The sequence below is a fragment of the Aeromonas sp. FDAARGOS 1405 genome (genome assembly GCF_019048265.1).
Lineage (GTDB): Bacteria > Pseudomonadota > Gammaproteobacteria > Enterobacterales > Aeromonadaceae > Aeromonas > Aeromonas veronii_A.
This window is the reverse complement of record NZ_CP077311.1, coordinates 223,892-241,637: the sequence shown is the minus strand read 5'-3', so window position 1 is coordinate 241,637 and position 17,746 is coordinate 223,892. Positions and strand designations below refer to the sequence as shown.

At 59.8% G+C, this 17,746-nt stretch carries 14 protein-coding genes; 9 read left to right on the top strand and 5 right to left on the bottom strand.

Annotated elements, in window-relative coordinates; all coding sequences use genetic code 11:
• Positions 1-17 precede the first annotated feature (17 nt).
• The 6 genes from fabZ (at position 18) to accA (ending at position 7,563) form a co-directional block, all read left to right on the top strand.
• Positions 18-440, top strand: a complete 423-nt coding sequence (fabZ, locus tag I6L35_RS01115; RefSeq protein ID WP_013724020.1) for a 3-hydroxyacyl-ACP dehydratase FabZ — start codon at positions 18-20, stop codon at positions 438-440.
• Positions 441-445: 5 nt separating this feature from the next.
• Positions 446-1,237 (top strand): acyl-ACP--UDP-N-acetylglucosamine O-acyltransferase, encoded by a 792-nt coding sequence (gene lpxA / locus I6L35_RS01110; RefSeq protein ID WP_216979323.1) that lies wholly within the window; start codon positions 446-448, stop codon positions 1,235-1,237.
• Positions 1,230-2,369, top strand: coding sequence for a lipid-A-disaccharide synthase (gene lpxB / locus I6L35_RS01105; protein ID WP_216979322.1), 1,140 nt, complete (start codon positions 1,230-1,232; stop codon positions 2,367-2,369). Before lpxA ends, lpxB begins: the two co-directional genes overlap by 8 nt.
• 119 nt (positions 2,370-2,488) lie before the next feature.
• The gene (gene rnhB / locus I6L35_RS01100) at positions 2,489-3,079 is read left to right on the top strand and encodes a ribonuclease HII (RefSeq protein WP_216979321.1); all 591 of its coding nucleotides are present in this window, start codon (positions 2,489-2,491) and stop codon (positions 3,077-3,079) included.
• Positions 3,080-3,117: 38 nt separating this feature from the next.
• Positions 3,118-6,597 (top strand): DNA polymerase III subunit alpha, encoded by a 3,480-nt coding sequence (gene dnaE / locus I6L35_RS01095; protein ID WP_216979320.1) that lies wholly within the window; start codon positions 3,118-3,120, stop codon positions 6,595-6,597.
• Between the two features lie 15 nt (positions 6,598-6,612).
• On the top strand, positions 6,613-7,563 hold the full coding sequence (accA, locus tag I6L35_RS01090; RefSeq protein WP_005343800.1) for an acetyl-CoA carboxylase carboxyl transferase subunit alpha: 951 nt from the start codon (positions 6,613-6,615) through the stop codon (positions 7,561-7,563).
• A gap of 286 nt (positions 7,564-7,849) precedes the next feature.
• Here accA and I6L35_RS01085 read toward each other — a convergent pair whose 3' ends face one another.
• Positions 7,850-8,032, bottom strand: a complete 183-nt coding sequence (locus I6L35_RS01085; protein ID WP_005338547.1) for a DUF3545 family protein — start codon at positions 8,030-8,032, stop codon at positions 7,850-7,852.
• Between the two features lie 159 nt (positions 8,033-8,191).
• Complete coding sequence (gene tal / locus I6L35_RS01080; RefSeq protein WP_005343804.1) at positions 8,192-9,142, bottom strand: transaldolase; 951 nt, start codon at positions 9,140-9,142, stop codon at positions 8,192-8,194.
• Positions 9,143-9,843: 701 nt separating this feature from the next.
• Here tal and I6L35_RS01075 point away from each other — a divergent pair.
• Positions 9,844-11,274: a sodium:alanine symporter family protein gene (locus I6L35_RS01075; RefSeq protein ID WP_041234090.1), complete on the top strand. Its 1,431-nt coding sequence runs from the start codon at positions 9,844-9,846 to the stop codon at positions 11,272-11,274.
• Positions 11,275-11,334: 60 nt separating this feature from the next.
• Here the strand turns inward: I6L35_RS01075 and I6L35_RS01070 are convergent, their stop codons facing one another.
• From I6L35_RS01070 to I6L35_RS01060, 3 genes are read right to left on the bottom strand one after another with little or no spacing between them, the layout of a single operon-like run.
• Complete coding sequence (locus I6L35_RS01070; RefSeq protein WP_216979319.1) at positions 11,335-13,350, bottom strand: DUF3488 and transglutaminase-like domain-containing protein; 2,016 nt, start codon at positions 13,348-13,350, stop codon at positions 11,335-11,337.
• A complete protein-coding gene (locus I6L35_RS01065; protein ID WP_216979318.1) occupies positions 13,337-14,332 on the bottom strand; it encodes a DUF58 domain-containing protein in 996 nt (331 codons plus the stop codon). Before I6L35_RS01065 ends, I6L35_RS01070 begins: the two co-directional genes overlap by 14 nt.
• A complete protein-coding gene (locus tag I6L35_RS01060) occupies positions 14,332-15,261 on the bottom strand; it encodes a MoxR family ATPase (protein ID WP_216979317.1) in 930 nt (309 codons plus the stop codon). The genes I6L35_RS01065 and I6L35_RS01060 overlap by 1 nt, the downstream gene beginning before the upstream one ends.
• A gap of 321 nt (positions 15,262-15,582) precedes the next feature.
• On the opposite strand from I6L35_RS01060, the gene I6L35_RS01055 reads away from it, so the two are divergent.
• Positions 15,583-16,755 (top strand): MFS transporter, encoded by a 1,173-nt coding sequence (locus I6L35_RS01055; RefSeq protein WP_216979316.1) that lies wholly within the window; start codon positions 15,583-15,585, stop codon positions 16,753-16,755.
• An 18-nt stretch (positions 16,756-16,773) separates the two neighbouring features.
• Positions 16,774-17,736, top strand: a complete 963-nt coding sequence (gene yidZ, locus I6L35_RS01050) for an HTH-type transcriptional regulator YidZ (RefSeq protein WP_216979315.1) — start codon at positions 16,774-16,776, stop codon at positions 17,734-17,736.
• The last annotated feature ends 10 nt before the right edge of the window (positions 17,737-17,746 follow it).

Genomic DNA, 17,746 nt, shown 5'->3' with positions numbered 1-17,746 from the left:
TGGGTATCCAGGAAATCATGGATCTGCTGCCCCACCGTTATCCGTTTCTGATGGTGGATCGTGTCGACGACTACGAGATCAGCGATGAGCGCAAAACCCTGCGTGCCATCAAGAACGTCTCGTTCAACGAGCCGATCTTCCAGGGGCACTTCCCGGCCAAGCCGGTGTTCCCGGGCGTACTGATCCTGGAAGCGATGGCACAGGCCACCGGTATCCTGGCCTTTACCATGGTGGGCAAGCCGTCTCCCAACGAACTCTACTATTTTGCCTCAATCGACAATGCTCGCTTCAAGCGTCCAGTCGGCCCCGGTGACCAGCTGGTGCTCGACGTGGAGTTCCTGAAAGAGCGTCGCGGTATTGCCAAGTTCACCGGAGTCGCTACCGTCGACGGTGAAGTGGTCTGTACCGCCGAGCTGATGTGCGCCAAACGCGAGGTTTAACACACGTGATCGACCAGACTGCCATCATTCACGATACTGCCATCGTCCATGAGTCTGCCGTGATCGGTAAAGGGGTTGAAATCGGCCCCTTTTCTGTCATCGGCGCCGAGGTGGAAATCGGTGACAACACCTGGGTAGGTTCCCATGTGGTGATCAAGGGCCCGACCAAGATTGGTCGTGGCAACAAGATCTTCCAGCACACCTCCATCGGTGAGGATTGTCAGGACAAGAAGTACGCCGGTGAGCGCACCTTCCTCGAAATTGGCGACAACAACGTCATTCGCGAGAACTGCACCTTCCACCGTGGCACCATTCAGGATCAATCCCTGACCAAGGTGGGCAGCGGCAACCTGTTCATGGTCAACGTCCACGTTGCCCACGACTGCATCATCGGTGACAACTGCATCTTCGCCAACAACGCCACCCTGGCGGGTCACGTGGTGATAGGTGACTTCGTGATCTTTGGGGGGCTCTCCGCCATTCACCAGTTTGGTCGCGTCGGCTCCCACGCCTTCGTCGGTGGCTGCGCCGCCCTCAACAAGGACGTGCCGCCCTATGTGATGGCCGCAGGCAACTACGCCAAGCCGTTCGGGGTCAACTCCGAAGGGCTGCGTCGCCGTGGTTTCAGCGCCGAGGCTATCTCTGCTGTCAAGCGCGCCTACAAAGAGATCTTCCGCTCTGGCAAGACCATCGAAGAGGTGCTGCCGGTGCTGATCGATATGGCGCAAGCCGAACCGGCCGTCCAGCTCTATGTGGACTTCCTCAAAGACAACGAGCGCGGGATCATCCGTGCCTGATCCGGTTCGCATCGGTATCGTCGCCGGAGAAGTATCCGGCGACATTCTGGCTGCCGGCCTGGTGCGGGAGCTGCAAGCCCGCTACCCGGACGCGCAGTTTGAAGGGATCGCCGGGCCGCGCATGCAGGCGCTGGGCGTCAAGGCGCTGTTCGAGATGGAAGAGCTCTCCGTCATGGGGATCACCGAGGTGCTTGGCCGTCTGCCGCGTATTCTCAAGGTCCGTCGCGAACTGCTGCGTCACTTTATTGCCAATCCGCCCGATATCTTCATCGGCGTGGATGCACCGGATTTCAATATCGGAGTGGAGCTGAAACTGCGCCGCGCCGGTATCAAGACGGTTCACTATGTCAGCCCCTCGGTGTGGGCCTGGCGCCAGAACCGCATTCACAAGATCAAGGCCGCTACCGACATGGTGCTCGCCTTCCTGCCCTTCGAGAAAGCTTTCTACGACCGCTTCGACGCCCCTTGCCGTTTTGTCGGTCATACCATGGCGGACGATATTCCATTGGTGCCGGATCAGGCCGCCGTGCGTCGCAATCTCGGTATCGATGCCAATCGCCGCTGGCTGGCGGTGCTGCCGGGCAGCCGCACCGCAGAAGTGGGCTTTATGTCCCCCCTGTTTCTCGAGGCCTGCAAGCACCTGACGGTGCGCTATCCGGATCTCGGTTTCATCGTGCCGCTGGTCAACCAGAAACGGCGCGAGCAATTCATGGCCATCAAGGCCGAGCTGGCGCCGGATCTCGAGATGGTGCTGCTGGAAGGGCAGGGGCGCGAGGCGATGATCGCTGCCGACGTGGTGATGCTGGCCTCTGGCACCGCGGCGCTCGAAGCCATGCTGGTGAAAAAGCCGATGGTGGTGGGCTACAAGCTCAAGCCCTTCAGCTACTGGCTGGCACAGCGACTGGTGAAGACTGAATTTGTCTCTCTGCCCAACCTGCTCGCGGGTCGCATGCTGGTGCCGGAACTGATCCAGCACGAGTGCACCCCGGAGAATCTGGTGGAAGAGGTGAGCAAGTACTTCGAGCACGACAACAGTGTGCTGGTCAACACCTTCACCGAGCTGCACCAGCTGATCCGCTGTAATGCCGACTCGCAGGCCGCCGACGCGGTGGTGGATCTGCTCGGCAGATAACACTATTTCGGACCGTCGATTGCGCCGTGCTACCCGTTAATCCGTTTTCCGAGTGGTGATGTCGCGCCAGTCGACCCCTGTCAGGCCCCACGGGGCCTGTTTTGATTCAAGGCTACAAGATGATGATCGATATTCCTGACGACAAGCTGGTTGCCGGTGTGGATGAAGTGGGTCGCGGCCCGCTGGTGGGTGACGTGGTCACCGCCGCGGTCATTCTCGATCCCGCCAACTCGATTGTCGGACTGGCTGACTCCAAGAAGCTCTCCGAGAAGAAACGGCTGGCGCTATTTGACGAGATCAAAGAGAAAGCGCTCGCTTGGGCTATCGGTCGCGCCACTCCGGAAGAGATCGACGAGCTCAACATCCTGCATGCCACCATGCTGGCGATGCAGCGCGCCGTGGCGGGGTTGAAGGTCACCCCCGAGCTGGTCTTTATCGATGGCAACCGCTGCCCGGCGCTGCCGATGGAAGCGCGCGCCGTGGTCAAGGGCGATAGTCTGGTGGCCGCCATCAGCGCCGCCTCGATCCTCGCCAAGGTGACCCGCGACGGCGAGATGACCGAGTTGGACAGCCGTCATCCCGAGTATGGTTTTGCCCGCCACAAGGGTTATCCGACTGCGGAGCACCTCGCCATTCTGGCCGAGCGTGGCCCGCTGCCCGAATATCGCAAGAGCTTCAAACCGGTGCGCCGCGCACTGGGGATCGAGTAGACCATGCCATTTAGTTTGAGCAGCGAGAGGAGATGACGATGGCTGAACCCCGTTTTATCCACCTGCGAGTCCACTCCGACTTCTCCATGGTCGATGGCCTGCAGAAGATCAACCCCATCGTCGGGGCTGCAGCGGCCAACAACATGCCGGCGTTGGCGCTGACCGATCAGATGAACATGTGCGGTCTGGTGCGCTTCTATGGTGCTGCCCACGGCAAGGGGATCAAACCCATCGTCGGTGCCGACTTCTGGGTGCAGAGCGACGAGCTTGGCGACGAGCAGTTCCGCCTCACTCTGCTCGCTATGGACAACGACGGCTACCAGAACATCACCCTGCTTATCTCTCGCGGCTACCAGCGCGGCCACGTGCAGGGGCGCCCGGTTATCGACAAAAGCTGGCTCGCCGAGCATGCCAAGGGGGTGATCGTCCTCTCCGGCGGTCGTGAAGGGGATGTGGGCAAGTTCCTGCTCAAGGGTAACCGGCAGATGACCGAGCAGTGCCTCGCCTTCTACCAGACCCATTTCCCCGATGCCTACTACCTCGAGCTGCTGCGTACCGGTCGACCCGACGAAGAGGTCTATCTGCACATGGCAGTGGCCATTGCTACCGAGTTCGAGCTGCCAGTGGTCGCCACCAACGAGGTGGTGTTCCTTAACGCCGATGACTTCGACGCCCACGAGATCCGGGTGGCCATCCACGATGGCTATACCCTGATGGACAAACGCCGTCCCCGTCGCTACAGCCCCCAGCAGTACCTGCGCAGTCAGGAGGAGATGGCGGAGCTGTTTGCCGATATCCCCGAAGCGCTGGAAAACACGGTGGAGATCGCCAAGCGCTGCAACGTGACGGTGCGTCTCGGCGAATACTTCCTGCCCAACTTCCCGACCGGCGACATGACTACCGAAGATTTTCTGGTGGCCAAGTCGAAAGAGGGTCTGGAGGAGCGTCTCGAGTTCCTGTTCCCGGATCCGGCAGTGCGGGCCGAGCGTCGTCCCGAGTATGACGAGCGTCTCGACATCGAGCTGAAAGTGATCAACCAGATGGGCTTCCCGGGTTACTTCCTCATCGTGATGGAGTTTATCCAGTGGTCCAAGGACAACGGCATTCCCGTTGGTCCGGGCCGGGGCTCGGGTGCGGGTTCTCTGGTGGCGTACGCCCTCAAGATCACCGACCTCGATCCGCTGGAATTTGACCTGCTGTTCGAACGTTTCCTGAACCCGGAGCGGGTATCCATGCCCGACTTCGACGTCGACTTCTGTATGGATCGACGGGATGAAGTGATCGAGCACGTCTCCGAGATGTATGGCCGGGATGCGGTGTCCCAGATCATCACCTTCGGCAGCATGGCGGCCAAGGCGGTGGTGCGAGACGTTGGCCGGGTGCTGGGCCACGCTTACGGCTTTGTCGATCGCATCTCCAAGCTGATCCCGCCGGATCCGGGGATGACGCTGGCCAAGGCGTTCGAGGCCGAGCCCAAGCTACCCGAGCTTTACGAGCAGGATGAGGAGGTCAAAGACCTCATCGACATGGCCCGCCGCCTTGAAGGGGTGGTGCGCAACGCTGGTAAACACGCCGGTGGCGTGGTGATCGCGCCTACCAAGATCACCGACTTTGCGCCGCTCTACTGCGATGACGAAGGCCATCACCCGGTCACCCAGTTCGACAAGAACGATGTGGAATACGCCGGTCTGGTGAAGTTCGACTTCCTCGGTCTGCGAACGCTCACCATCATCGACTGGGCGCTCGGCATGATAAACCCGCGTCTTGCCAAAGAGGGCAAGCCGCCGGTGGACATCGCCGCCATCCCCATCGATGACAAGAAGTCGTTTGACCTGCTGCAGCGCTACGAGACCACAGCGGTATTCCAGCTGGAATCCCGCGGCATGAAGGATCTCATCAAGCGGCTGCGCCCCGACTGCTTCGAAGATATGATCGCACTGGTGGCCCTGTTCCGACCGGGCCCGCTCCAGTCAGGCATGGTGGATAACTTCATCGACCGCAAACACGGTAATGAAGCGATCTCCTATCCGGACGAGAAGTGGCAGCACGAGAGCCTGAAACCGATTCTTGAACCGACCTACGGCATCATCCTCTATCAGGAGCAGGTGATGCAGATTGCCCAGACCCTGGCAGGCTATACGCTGGGTGGCGCGGACATGTTGCGCCGGGCGATGGGTAAGAAAAAGCCCGAGGAGATGGCCAAGCAGCGGGCCGGTTTCGAGGAGGGCGCCATCAAGAATGGCGTCGACGGCGAGCTGGCGATGAAGATCTTCGATCTGGTGGAGAAGTTTGCCGGCTACGGCTTCAACAAATCCCACTCCGCCGCCTATGCGCTGGTCTCCTACCAGACCCTCTGGCTCAAGGCCCACTTCCCGGCCGAGTTCATGGCAGCGGTGATGACCGCCGATATGGACAACACCGACAAGATCGTAACCCTGGTGGACGAGTGCCAGCGGATGGGGCTGACGGTGATCCCGCCGGATGTGAACACCGGTCGCTATCGCTTCTCGGTCAACGAAGATGGTCATATCGTCTACGGCATCGGGGCGGTGAAGGGGGTCGGTGAAGGCCCCATCGATGCGATCTTGATCGCCCGGGATCAGGACGGCCCGTTCCGCGACCTGTTCGACTTCTGCAACCGGGTCGACATCAAGAAGCTTAACAAGCGGGTGATGGAGAAGCTTATTCTCTCCGGCGCCATGGACCGGCTCGGCCCACACCGTGCCGCCTTGATGGCGACGCTGGAGGAGGCGATGCGTGCCGCCGAGCAGCACGCCAAGGCGCAGGCGGTGGGGCAGGTCGACATGTTTGGCGTGCTGACCGAAGAGATTGACGACGTCAAGAAGGCGTTTGCCAACGTGCCACACTGGCCTGACAAGGTGTGGCTGGAAGGGGAGCGCGAGACCCTCGGGCTCTATCTCACCGGTCACCCCATCAACCAGTACAGCGGCGAACTGCGTCGTTATACGTCGGGCCGGTTGTGCGATCTGCACCCCACCTCCCGCGATACCGTGACCACGGCGGCAGGGCTGGTGATTGCGGCCCGCAGCATGGTGACCAAGCGTGGCAACAAGATGGGGATCTTCACCCTGGACGACCGTTCCGGTCGCCTCGATGTGACCCTGTTCAGTGAAGCGCTGGAAAAATATGAAGAATTGATGCAAAAAGACCGCATTTTGGTGGTTTCTGGACAGGTCAGCTTTGATGACTTCTCCGGTGGCCTTAAAATGTCGGCCCGGGAATTACTGGATATCAATGATGCGAGGGAGCGTTTTGCCAGAGCAATCCGCATCTCCCTCGATGAACAGCGTATCGATGATCGCTTTTTTCCGCGTTTGTGCGAGATTTTGGAGCCCGCCCGTGCCGGAGTCTGTCCGGTTCAGGTAAACTATCGTCGCCCCGGTTCCCGGGTGCGATTGACGCTCGGTACCGAGTGGCGGGTGACGCCCACCGATCAACTGTTAGATGACTTGCGCGTCCTGCTTGGACGAGAGCGGGTCGAGTTGGTTTTTGATTAGAGGTTCTAAGGCCCTATGAGTCTTTTTCTGGATTTTGAACAGCCGATTGCCGAGTTGCAGGCGCAGATTGATGAGCTCAAACATGTGAGTGAAGGCAATCACGCCGTGGATCTGAAAGACGAGATCCGCCGGCTGGAGAAGAAAAACGAAGAGCTGACCAAGAAGATCTTCGGTGATCTGGGGGCCTGGCAGGTATCCCAGATGGCGCGTCATCCCCAGCGCCCTTACACCCTCGATTATATCGAGCAGATCTTCACCGATTTCGACGAGCTGGCCGGTGATCGTGCCTATGCCGATGACAAGGCTATCGTCGGCGGTATTGCCCGTCTCGACGGCGAGCCGGTGATGGTGATTGGTCACCAGAAGGGTCGCGAGACCAAAGAGAAGATCAAGCGTAACTTCGGCATGCCGCGTCCGGAAGGGTACCGCAAGGCCCTGCGTCTGATGGAGATGGCCGAGCGTTTCAAGATGCCGATCATCACCTTTATCGACACCCCGGGCGCCTACCCCGGCGTCGGTGCCGAAGAGCGTGGCCAGTCCGAAGCGATTGCCCGCAACCTGAAAGTCATGGCCGGCCTGACCGTGCCGGTGGTCTGCACCGTAATCGGTGAAGGCGGCTCAGGTGGTGCGCTGGCTATCGGCGTGGGTGACCGCGTCAACATGCTGCAGTATTCCACCTACTCTGTCATCTCGCCGGAAGGGTGTGCCTCCATCCTGTGGAAGAGCGCCGAGAAGGCTTCTGTGGCTGCTGAAGCGATGGGTATCACTGCCCAGCGTCTGAAAGAGCTGAAACTCATCGACAACATCGTCGAAGAGCCGCTCGGCGGCGCCCACCGCGATGTGGAGAAGATGGCCAAAAACCTCAAGGCTCGCATCAAGCAGGATTTGGACGCTCTGCGTCCGCTCGATACCGAGCAACTGCTGGAGCAACGCTACCAGCGTCTGCTGGGCTACGGTTACTGCTAAGCGCAGCCGTCACCCCCGAGTATTCAGGCCCCCGTCATCGACGGGGGTTTTTTATTGTTGATTACTTGTCTTGCGGTGATTGCCCCAATGCGCCCTGAAACAGCGCAGGTCAGTCTTCTAGGGTGAGGGGCAGGGTTGGTATGCCAGGCTGTTGGTGATGGCTGTCAGTAGCCTACAGCATCCTTTGGCATCGCTGGCGATGGCATGACAAGCCGCTTGATCATCCTATTGCGGCATAAAAAAGCGCCCCGGCTGTGCGGAGCGCTTTTACAGGTGTCTGGCGGTATTACAGTTCAATCTCGTCTGTAAGACCTTCATAGGCGATATCGATGGATTGCAGCTCCTTCTGCAAACGGTGCTTGTCTTTCAGCGCTTCGATCTCGCGCCATTTACGTTTTTTTCCCGTTGTCCCGCGGCTACGTGAACCGAGCTCAACTACCTCGTCATAATCGAAGTTGAACATTTCCATGGCTCCCTCCTTGGCTTTTATCGTTTTCACCACCCGTATAACATAACGAATCTGAAATTAAAACGTTTTCGTGACGACTCTATGACAGCGCTAAAAAAGCCCATGAAAAAAACCGGGCCCCTTGGTAGGGGCCCGGTTTTTTTCATAAAAATTAATCGATTACAGGCGGCTTGCCAGCATGGTTTCCAGCTTGCCCTGGTCGATGGCAAACATGCGGATACCTTCGCCCAGCTTCTCGTGAGCCATGGCGTCCTGGTTCAGTTCCCAGCGGAATTCGGCTTCGGTCATAGGGGTCGGTTTGGCCTTGCGCTCACCGGTGTAGTCCAGTTTGCGTACCACGGCGCCTTCGCTCTTGCTCAGCTCTTCCAGCAGGGCCGGACCAATGGTCAGGCGGTCGCAACCGGCCAGTTCCAGGATCTCGCCGGTGTTGCGGAAGCTGGCGCCCATCACCACGGTCGGGTAGTCGTGCTGCTTGTAGTAGTTGTAGATGGAGGTAACGGAGACCACGCCCGGATCTTCGCTGGCGGTGTAGTCACGGCCATTTTTGGCTTTGTACCAGTCGAGGATGCGGCCCACAAACGGGGAGATCAGGAAGGCACCGGCTTCGGCACAGGCACGGGCCTGGGCGAAGGAGAACAGCAGGGTCAGGTTGCACTGGATACCCTCTTTCTCCAGAACCTCGGCGGCACGGATCCCTTCCCAGGTGGAGGCCAGCTTGATCAGAATGCGGTCGTTACTGATACCCGCTTCGTTGTAAAGACGGATCAGCTTGCGGGCCTTGGCGATGCTGGCCTCGGTATCGAAGGAGAGACGGGCATCCACTTCGGTAGAGATACGGCCCGGAACGATCTTCAGCACTTCCAGACCGATGTTGACGGCCAGCTTGTCGCCCGCGTCGATGATTTGCTGTGCCTTGTCCTGGCTCTGGGCTTTGGCCCACTTGATGGCGTCTTCGATCAGCGGAGCGTACTCGGGGATCTCGGAGGCCTTCAGAACCAGAGAGGGGTTGGTGGTGGCATCGATGGGCTGATAGCGTTTGATGGCTTCGATATCACCGGTGTCGGCAACAACAGTGGTCAGGGCTTTCAGCTGGGTTAATTTATCGGCCATAGCGAATATCATCTCTTAATGAGGGAGTAATCCCTGGGTTGCGGGCTTGAGACGGTGGTTCTGAAATAAAATTACAGGATCTTGGTGCCTCAGGCTCAGAAAAGCGCGATGGGGGCGGCCCATCGTCATTGCCTGCCTAATTAATACTGATGTGCTGCATCCTGCAATAGGGGCGCTTGGTTGTTAAACATTCAGGCTGTTGAGTCATCCCGTTTTATGGCGTGAAACTATATGATTAGTAAGGTTTTTTACATTTCCTTCCGACCTCGCTCCGGTTTGCTTTCAGCTGAACTTTTTTAGCCAATATCGATATTTGTGTCGTCGATCACATAAATTATCTCGCTACGCACTTGAAATTTAATTACAGCGAAAACGTTTGGCGAAATATCGCCGTTTGAAAGCTATTTCATGCAAGCGTTTGCGTTTCCGGATAGCTCATCAGGGATATATCAAAATGGTTCTCTTATGGGGCTTAATGGTGGCCTGTCTGATTGAATTATTGAGTTTGTTGAAAGTTTGCGATTTAAATGGAGCTTTATGGGCTTTTACCGTTCGTTTTTTGTGTCTCGCGTGACCGGGATCACTATTCCGGGCTCTCCCGCTGTGCTAGATTCCGCCCCTTTAGCGAAACGCTAATTAAACGACAGACAGAAAACGGTCAGCGCAGACTGGCCATGGATGTGAATAACAACGAGAGAATTATGGACACCTTGATTGCGATGCTAAACGACCTGATGTGGGGAGCCGTGCTCATCTACCTGCTCATCGGGGTCGGGATCTTTTTCACCTTCCGCCTGGGTTTTATCCAGATCCGTCACTTTGGCCACATGTTTTCCGTGCTGAAAAACAGCCGTAAATCGGACAACGCAGGCATCTCCTCCTTCCAGGCCCTCTGTACCAGCCTTGCCGCCCGAGTCGGCACCGGCAACCTGGCCGGTGTTGCTGTCGCTATCTATCTGGGTGGCCCCGGTGCCATCTTCTGGATGTGGCTTATTGCCTTTATCGGCATGGCGACCGCCTTCGTCGAAAGCACCCTGGCCCAGCTCTACAAGGTCAAGGATGAGGATGGCAACTACCGTGGTGGCCCAGCCTACTACATGGAGAAAGGCCTTGGCATGCGCTGGATGGGGGTGGTGTTCTCGCTCTGCCTGATCCTAGCATTTGGTCTGGTGTTCAACGCGGTGCAGGCCAACTCCATCAGTCTGGCGATGAAGGTGGCGTTTGGCATTCCTGACTGGGTCAGCGGTCTGGCGCTGGTGGCACTCTCCGGCCTGATTATCTTCGGCGGCATTCGTGGCATTGCCCGTTTTGCCGAGCTGGTGGTGCCCTTTATGGCGCTGGCCTACATCCTGCTGGCGCTGGTGATCGTGGCGATGAACATCACCGAGTTGCCCCATGTCTTCATGCTGATCATCAAGTCTGCCTTCGGGATTGAGCAGGCAGGCTCGGGTGCGCTGGGTTATGCCATCTCCCAGGCGATGATCAACGGTATCAAGCGCGGTCTCTTCTCCAACGAGGCGGGCATGGGCTCTGCGCCCAACGCCGCGGCGACAGCCACTCCCTATCCGCCGCACCCGGCCTCCCAGGGTTATGTGCAGATGCTGGGGGTCTTTATGGACACCATCGTAATCTGTAGCTGTACCGCCGCCATCATCCTGATGTCAGGTCAGTTTGAGCCGGGCTCCGGTGTGACCGGTGTCGAGCTGACCCAGCGTGCGCTCTCTTCCCAGATTGGCAGCGGTGGCAACATCTTTATCGCGGCAGCCATCTTCTTCTTCGCCTTCACCTCTATCGTGGCCAACTACTCCTATGCCGAAACCAATCTGGTGTTCCTCGAGCACAACCACAAGGGCGGCCTGATGCTGTTCCGGATGTTTGTGCTGGGTATGGTGATGTTCGGCTCTGTGGGCGAGTTACCCACTGTCTGGGCCATGGCGGATGTTTCCATGGGACTGATGGCCATCGTCAACCTGGTGGCGATCCTGCTGCTCTCCGGCGTCGCCATCAAGCTGGCGAAGGATTACAACGACCAGCTCAAGCTGGGCAAGGTGCCCACCTTTGATGCCAACAAGTACCCGGAGATCCGCTCCCAGCTGGAAGAGGGAATTTGGGACAATCCGACCAAAAAATAACAAGCGGTGAGTCAAACCTCTTGATTAAAACCTGAGGGGGGAGCCAGTGGCTCCCCCTTTTTATGGCTTGCTCTTCTGCGGTTGATCCCAGAGCAGGGTGAGTTGTTTTATACGCAGTTGCAACTGGCGCCAGCAGCGCCTTTGTTGTCGGTCGCTGAAAGGGGCATAACGCCAGCGGCGATAGAGCCACGCACTCTTTAGCAGAGGATGGGCAAGGTCAGGACGCAGCCGCGCCAGTCGCTCGCACCATGCCCCCATGCTCTCGGTGGGCTGGGGTGAGTAGCCGCTGCGTTTGCCCCGTTTGAGCAGGGGCTGCCAGATGCGCCGCGCTGGCGGCAGGCGCGCGGGCAACAGCAGGGGCAGGCTCACCAGCAGGGCGACCAGCATCAGGCTCGCGAGGATCAACCAGGGAGTGTGCGCTGCCAGTGCAGGCCAGCGCAGACCGATTTGCTGCCAGAGCTGGCCCGCATCGTAACCAATCACCCAGCGACTCCACTGGTATTCGATATTGTTGCCCCACCAGCGCAGCTGATTGAGCAGGGCCCAGTTGCGATAACGTTGCAAAGCGAGGGGGTCGGCGGCGGTAAACTCGTCGCTCAGGGCCTCCCTCACGCCGTCTTCAATGCGCTCAGGTGCCACTGCCGCCGTGGGGTCGATTCGCCGCCATGAGCCCCCTTCATCGAGATACTCCACCCAGGCATGGGCATCGAACTGGTGTACCGCCAGATAGTTGCCCCTGGGATTCCATTCGCCGCCGAGATAACCGGTGACCAGTCGTGCAGGAATACCGGCAGCGCGCAGCACGAAAGCGGTCGCCATGGCGTAGTGGCCGCAAAAGCCCTGCTTTGTATCGAACAGGAATGCATCCACCCCGTCACTGCCAAGTCGTGGCGGGGTCAGGGTGTAGTAATAGGATTGGCTGCGAAACTGTGCGAGCAGGGCGGCGACCAGCTTGGCGCGTTCTGGATAGCGCACAGCCAGCCCTTGGCCGTGAGCTCGCGCTCTCGGGTTGCCCCCGGCTGGCAGTTGCAGGTTGCGCTGGGCGGCTTGGCTATCATCCTCGATCTGTGCTTCGCCGCGGCCAATGCGATAGCGTATCGCCATCTCGCTGCTCCCCTGCCGATAGAGGGTGTTGAGAGGCGTGAGCATTACCGGTCCCGCCAGCAGGTGCGGTTCGCTCAGAGCAAAGGCCCAGCGGTGGCGCTGGGGCTCGGCGATCACCTCGTAGCTCCCGGCGGGTAACGGACTATCTGCCAGTTGAGAGTTGGTCTGAGAAGAGGATGCCAGAAGGGGGAGCCCGGTTTGCACCGGCACTGTCTGCTGCCATGCCCTGACCTCGGGGCTCAGCAACCAGCGCTGGCCATCGAAAATTTCTTGGCGCATCACCGGAAAGTAGCGCTCGCGGGCCGGGGGCGGGCCATCGGCAAAGGTGACCCGAAAGGCCAGTTCCGAGGAGTTGACCAGTTCGCTGATATCGCCGGGGGCCAGCTCTTCCGAGAGCCCCGACAGGGCGCGGCTGGTGGTGGGCATCTGCCAGAGGGGCGGGAGCCTTGGCAGCAGCAGAAACAGAGTGATGAGCAGGGGAAGCGCCAGCAGCAGGGTACCACCCGCACTGCGCCAAGGCCGTTTCTGTTCGGGGGCGACGGCGGCCACCAGCGCGGTTACTGCCAGCCAGAGTGCTACTGTCATTCCGGCCGTCCAGCCGATGCTTTGGCGTTGTACCAGCGCCAGCGCGATGAGGAAGAAGGCGAGCTGTAGCACCTGCTCGATATCCCGCTCGCGCCGCACTTCGATCATCTTCAGGCTATAGCCGATCCAGAGCAGATTGATCAGGGCGGGCAGGGTGCCCAATGTGCGCCACTGCAACCCCAGCAACACCACGGTTGTGATGGCCAGCAGCGCCAACCAGCGGGCAGGCAGGGGCGGCCAGCCGCGCCACAGCATCATGGCCCGGACGCCGAGGGTCATGGCGCCTACTGCCATCACCCAGAGCTGCAACTGTGGCCAGAGCGCCGCGACCAGCAGCAGCTGTTGCAGGGCGATGAGTGGTAACAGGCGGCGGTTATCGAGCAGCATCGGGCGTGCTCTTCGGTGGTGTTGCATCGAATCGGGCCAGTGCCAGCAGGCAGCGCTGCACAAAGGCGGCGCCGCTATCGGGTCCCAGCGTCTGGTTTGCCAGTGTTAGGGTAAAGGGGATGCCCCGCTTGCCGTAATCTGCGCACCACCAGGCCAGCACTGCCAGCCGCTGCTCCAGATCCCCACCCGCGATCCGCTGCAAGGTGAGGTGAGTGTCATCCTGCTGTGGCTCATGGAACTGTTTGGTCAGCAGGCCGCGCCCCTGGGCAAGTTGCTTCCAGGCGACCCGGCTCAGTGGTTCACCGGCCTGATGTGTCCGCAGAGAGTCAAAGTCACCGAGAGTGGCCGGAGCGGGTTGGCCCTGATGCCCCTCGTTTTGGGTCGCATGTTCCCCTCTTAGCGCGCCGAATGTTGGTTTGGGAGAGAGCCAGCCTTCCAGTTGCAAGTCCAGCAGGGACCAGCAGCGAAACAGGCCGAGAGGGTAGCGGCTTTCAACCCGCAATCGACCAAGGTGCAATGGCCCGCGGCGCGAGCCCGATACGGGTAGGATAACTGTGCTGGGCACAGCGTCGGCCTGTGCCAGCCAGAGGGTGCCTTCGTTGAGGCTAAACCGGAGCGCCTGCACCGGGCGCGGGCTCTGCACCAAGATACGGATAGGCAGCTGGCTACCCGCTTCCCCCAGCACCAGCGGGCCACCCAGCAGCTCCAGCCCCAGCAGGTTGCGGTGGGTGAGCCACATGGCGGCCATAAACAGGCTGCCAAGGCAGTAGGCCACCAGCAGTACCAGATTGTTCTGATAGTTGGTGCCGAGCAGATAGATGGCGAGCAGCACCAGCAGATAGAGCAGCCCCATGCGGGTGGGGAGGATAAAGAGGCTGCGGGTACCCAGCGTGATCTGGCGGGCCGGGGGAATGCGACGGTCGAGCCAGCGTCGTTGCCAGCGAGCTCGCCACAGCTGCCAACGGTCAAACAATTTGCTCATCAGGGATTGTCCGGATCGACCCGGGCCAGCAATCGCTGGCTAAGGGGACAGGCTTCGCCGTGCTGTACGCCAAAGCTGCCCCGCAGCCGATGCTCGGCCATATAGGGGAAGACTGCCTGCACATCCTCCACCGTGACAAAGCGCCGCCCCGCCACCAGCGCCCAGGCCCGGCTCACCGCCAGCAAGGTCTGGGCTGCCCGGGGGGAGAGGGGCTGTGGCAGCTCCCCATCAAAGCGGCTCTGGTGCACCAGCGCCAGCAGGTAGTCGAGGGTGGCATCGGAAACATGGATAGCATCACCTTCCGCTTGCAGGGCAGCCAGCTCGGCGGCATTCAGCATGGAGGGCAACGGGTCAGTCGGCTGGTTGCCGCGCAGCAACTGGCGCTCCGCCTCTCGTGGCGGAAAACCCAGCGAGAGTCGCACGGCGAAGCGGTCGAGCTGGGATTCCGGCAGCGGATAGGTGCCCGCCTGATCCGCCGGATTCTGGGTGGCGATGACGAAAAATGGAATGGGGAGTGGGTGCGTGTGGCCCTCGATGCTCACCTTGCCCTCGGCCATCGCCTCCAGCAGGGCGCTCTGCACCTTGGGGCTGGCACGGTTGATCTCGTCCGCCAGCAGTACCTGGGTGAAGATGGGGCCGGGGTGAAAGCGAAATGTTTGCTGCTGGGAGTCAAAGATCTGCAACCCCAGCAGGTCGGCGGGGAGCAGATCGGCGGTGAACTGCATCCGCCTGCATGCCAGCCCCAGTACCTGTGCCAGCGCGTGGGCTAGGGTGGTCTTGCCCATACCGGGCAGATCCTCGATCAGCAGATGACCGCGCGCCAGCAGGGTCACCAGCGCGATTTTTAGTTGCAGCGGCTTGCCCAGAATGACTTGCTCCAGTGTCGCCAGCAGCCCGGCAATCTGCTCTTCTCTCTTCATTCCCTTCATACACATTCCCTGTATTGCGTCGCACCTACAGCTTATACGCCCGCAAGGGTGAAGGCGGATAACTGACGGGCGGTAAAGTGCAGCGCAGGGATGGCAATGAGCGGGAGGTGACGCGGTTTATTAGTGAGTCTGCTCGATTCAATATGGCCGCCCAGGCACGTAACTCAATAGAATATTTCCTGATTGGAATGTACCGATCGCCATCTCTTCACTAGCTGTGGAGGTAGCCCCCCCCTATAGTGCTCCGCATAGTCACCCGTGTGCCTGCTGTTTGCCGCGCTTTTGGCAGAACAGGGGTCAGATTTCTGTTACGGAGCCTCCATGAGAACTTTTTTGCTGTGCGCCTTCCTGATGATCATCCTCTATCCGGTCGGGATCGATCTCTATCTGGTCGCCGTGCCCCGGATTGCCGATACCCTGCAGGCGAGCGAGGTGCAGATCCACACCGCCTTCTCCATCTATCTGTTTGGCATGGCGGCCACCGTGCTGCTGGGGGGGATGATTGCCGATCGCTACGGGCGGCGCTGGGTGGTGCTCGGGGGGGCGCTGATTTTTGTCCTCGCCTCGCTGGTGGCAGGCAGTGCAGAGGGGATAAGTCAGTTCTATTTCGGCCGTTTCTGGCAGGGAGTCGGGGCCGGTGCGCTCTATATCATGACCTTTACCGTGCTGCGGGACGTGCTGTGTCAGGAGCGGCTGGCGATGGCACTTTCAATGATTAACGGGGTCATCTGCGTGATCCCGGTGTTGGCGCCGGTGCTCGGTTACCTCATCCTGTCCCATTTTGACTGGCGCGGGATCTTCGTGGCGATGGCGCTGGTGGCTGCCGTCAGCGGTCTGGTGAACTTGCTTCTGCTCAAAGAGACCCGCCCGGCGCGGCAACCGGACAGTGGCGCTGCGCTGCCCTTTGCCCTGCTGCGCTCGCCGCGCTTTATGCTGCTCTCCCTGCTGACCAGTGCCAGTGTGACCGCCATTCTGGTCTATGTCAGCGTCTCGCCGCTGATCCTGATGAAGGAGTTTGGCTTCACTACCGAGCAGTACTCCATCGTGATGATGGTGATGGCCGGCGTGAGTATGTCCACCTCCTTCCTGACGCCCCTGCTGTTGCGCTGGTTGGGCAAACAGAAAGTGCTGGCTGTGTCTCATCTCTCCTATCTGCTGGCGGCGTGCTCACTGTTCGGCAGCTGGCAGGCGGGGGGCGATATCCATCTGTTGCTGCCGGGGTTTGCGCTGGTCTGTGTCGGCTTCTCCTGTGGCTTCGGGGTGGCGATGGGGGAGGCGCTCGATGGTTGCCAGCATAACGTGGCCTTTGCCAGTGCCGTGCTCTGCATCATGCAGATCAGCCTCTCCGGCCTCTACATCTGGCTGCTGGGTCAACTTGGCTTTGCCCCGACCGAGATGCTGATCTGCGCCTTGCTGCTGGCACTGCTCAGTTACCTGGCTGTCAAAGGGCTGTTACCATGGCTCGCGCTTCGTGAAGCGCAGTCGCAGGGCTGATGGAAGATGAGAGGGGATATGCGCAATCTGGGTGAACTCGATTTGAACCTGCTGGTGGTCTTCAAGTACCTGATGCAGGAGCGCAGTGTGGCAGGGGCGGCGAAAAAGCTCTGTGTCACTCCGTCGGCGGTGAGCAAGTCTTTGGCCAAATTGCGGGAGTGGTTTGACGATCCCCTGTTTGTACGGGTACGGCAGGGGTTGCAGCCCACCAACCTCTCCCTGACCCTGGAGGAGGAGCTGAAGGTCTGGTTCCAGCTCACTGACAACATCACCTCGCTCAATAGCGAGGCGATCCCCGATGGTGCCCGCTTCACCCTAGTGATGGAGTCCCCCTTCTACATCAGCTTCCTGAGCGATCTGCCCATGACCATCTACCAGAAGTACCCCAACTCGGTGGTCAGGATGCTGGGGTGGGATCACCACTCCCTCAACGACATCGTCAATGGCGATGCGGATCTCGGCTTCTGCGCCCGCGAGACCCATGGCCGCTCCCTGGCCAAGGTCAACCGCTTGCCTTATTACATCGATCACGAGGTGCTGTTCACCGATCGCCCGGTGGTGTTCCTGCGCAAGGATCACCCCTTGCTCCAGCAGAAGTGGTCGCTGGAGAATTTTTTGGCCTGCCCCCAGATCAGCATGGTGTGGGAAGCGAACGATACCTGGGCCCTCGACAGTCTGCTGGAGGACGAGGGGCTGAAGCGGGAGGTGCCCATCATGGTCTCCAGCTTCGAGCAGGCGCTGCATATTGCCTCCCAGTCGAGCCACGAGCTGATTGCGGTGGCGCCCTCTTACTGTGGTGGTTATGCCAGTCGGCATCACGACAATCTGATCGCCATGCCGCTGCCGCTCCCCGAGAAGCTCTACGCCCAGCTGGAGATCGCCTTCATCCTGCTGTGGCACAAACGGCACAATCAGGATGCCAAGGTGATGTGGCTGCGCAACGAGATCCGGCGGCTCTACAACGACGAATCGCCACGCTAATGTGGCCGTG

Excerpts from the sequence above, each read along its gene's own strand:
- I6L35_RS01070 (WP_216979319.1), bottom strand. The coding sequence starts at position 13,350 with ATGCTGCTCGATAACCGCCGCCTGTTACCACTCATCGCCCTGCAACAG.
- tal (WP_005343804.1), bottom strand. The coding sequence starts at position 9,142 with ATGGCCGATAAATTAACCCAGCTGAAAGCCCTGACCACTGTTGTTGCC.
- accA (WP_005343800.1), top strand. The coding sequence starts at position 6,613 with ATGAGTCTTTTTCTGGATTTTGAACAGCCGATTGCCGAGTTGCAGGCG.
- I6L35_RS01060 (WP_216979317.1), bottom strand. The coding sequence starts at position 15,261 with ATGAAGGGAATGAAGAGAGAAGAGCAGATTGCCGGGCTGCTGGCGACA.
- fabZ (WP_013724020.1), top strand. The coding sequence starts at position 18 with ATGGATCTGCTGCCCCACCGTTATCCGTTTCTGATGGTGGATCGTGTC.
- I6L35_RS01085 (WP_005338547.1), bottom strand. The coding sequence starts at position 8,032 with ATGGAAATGTTCAACTTCGATTATGACGAGGTAGTTGAGCTCGGTTCA.
- yidZ (WP_216979315.1), top strand. The coding sequence starts at position 16,774 with ATGCGCAATCTGGGTGAACTCGATTTGAACCTGCTGGTGGTCTTCAAG.
- rnhB (WP_216979321.1), top strand. The coding sequence starts at position 2,489 with ATGATGATCGATATTCCTGACGACAAGCTGGTTGCCGGTGTGGATGAA.
- I6L35_RS01055 (WP_216979316.1), top strand. The coding sequence starts at position 15,583 with ATGAGAACTTTTTTGCTGTGCGCCTTCCTGATGATCATCCTCTATCCG.
- I6L35_RS01075 (WP_041234090.1), top strand. The coding sequence starts at position 9,844 with ATGGACACCTTGATTGCGATGCTAAACGACCTGATGTGGGGAGCCGTG.
- dnaE (WP_216979320.1), top strand. The coding sequence starts at position 3,118 with ATGGCTGAACCCCGTTTTATCCACCTGCGAGTCCACTCCGACTTCTCC.
- I6L35_RS01065 (WP_216979318.1), bottom strand. The coding sequence starts at position 14,332 with ATGAGCAAATTGTTTGACCGTTGGCAGCTGTGGCGAGCTCGCTGGCAA.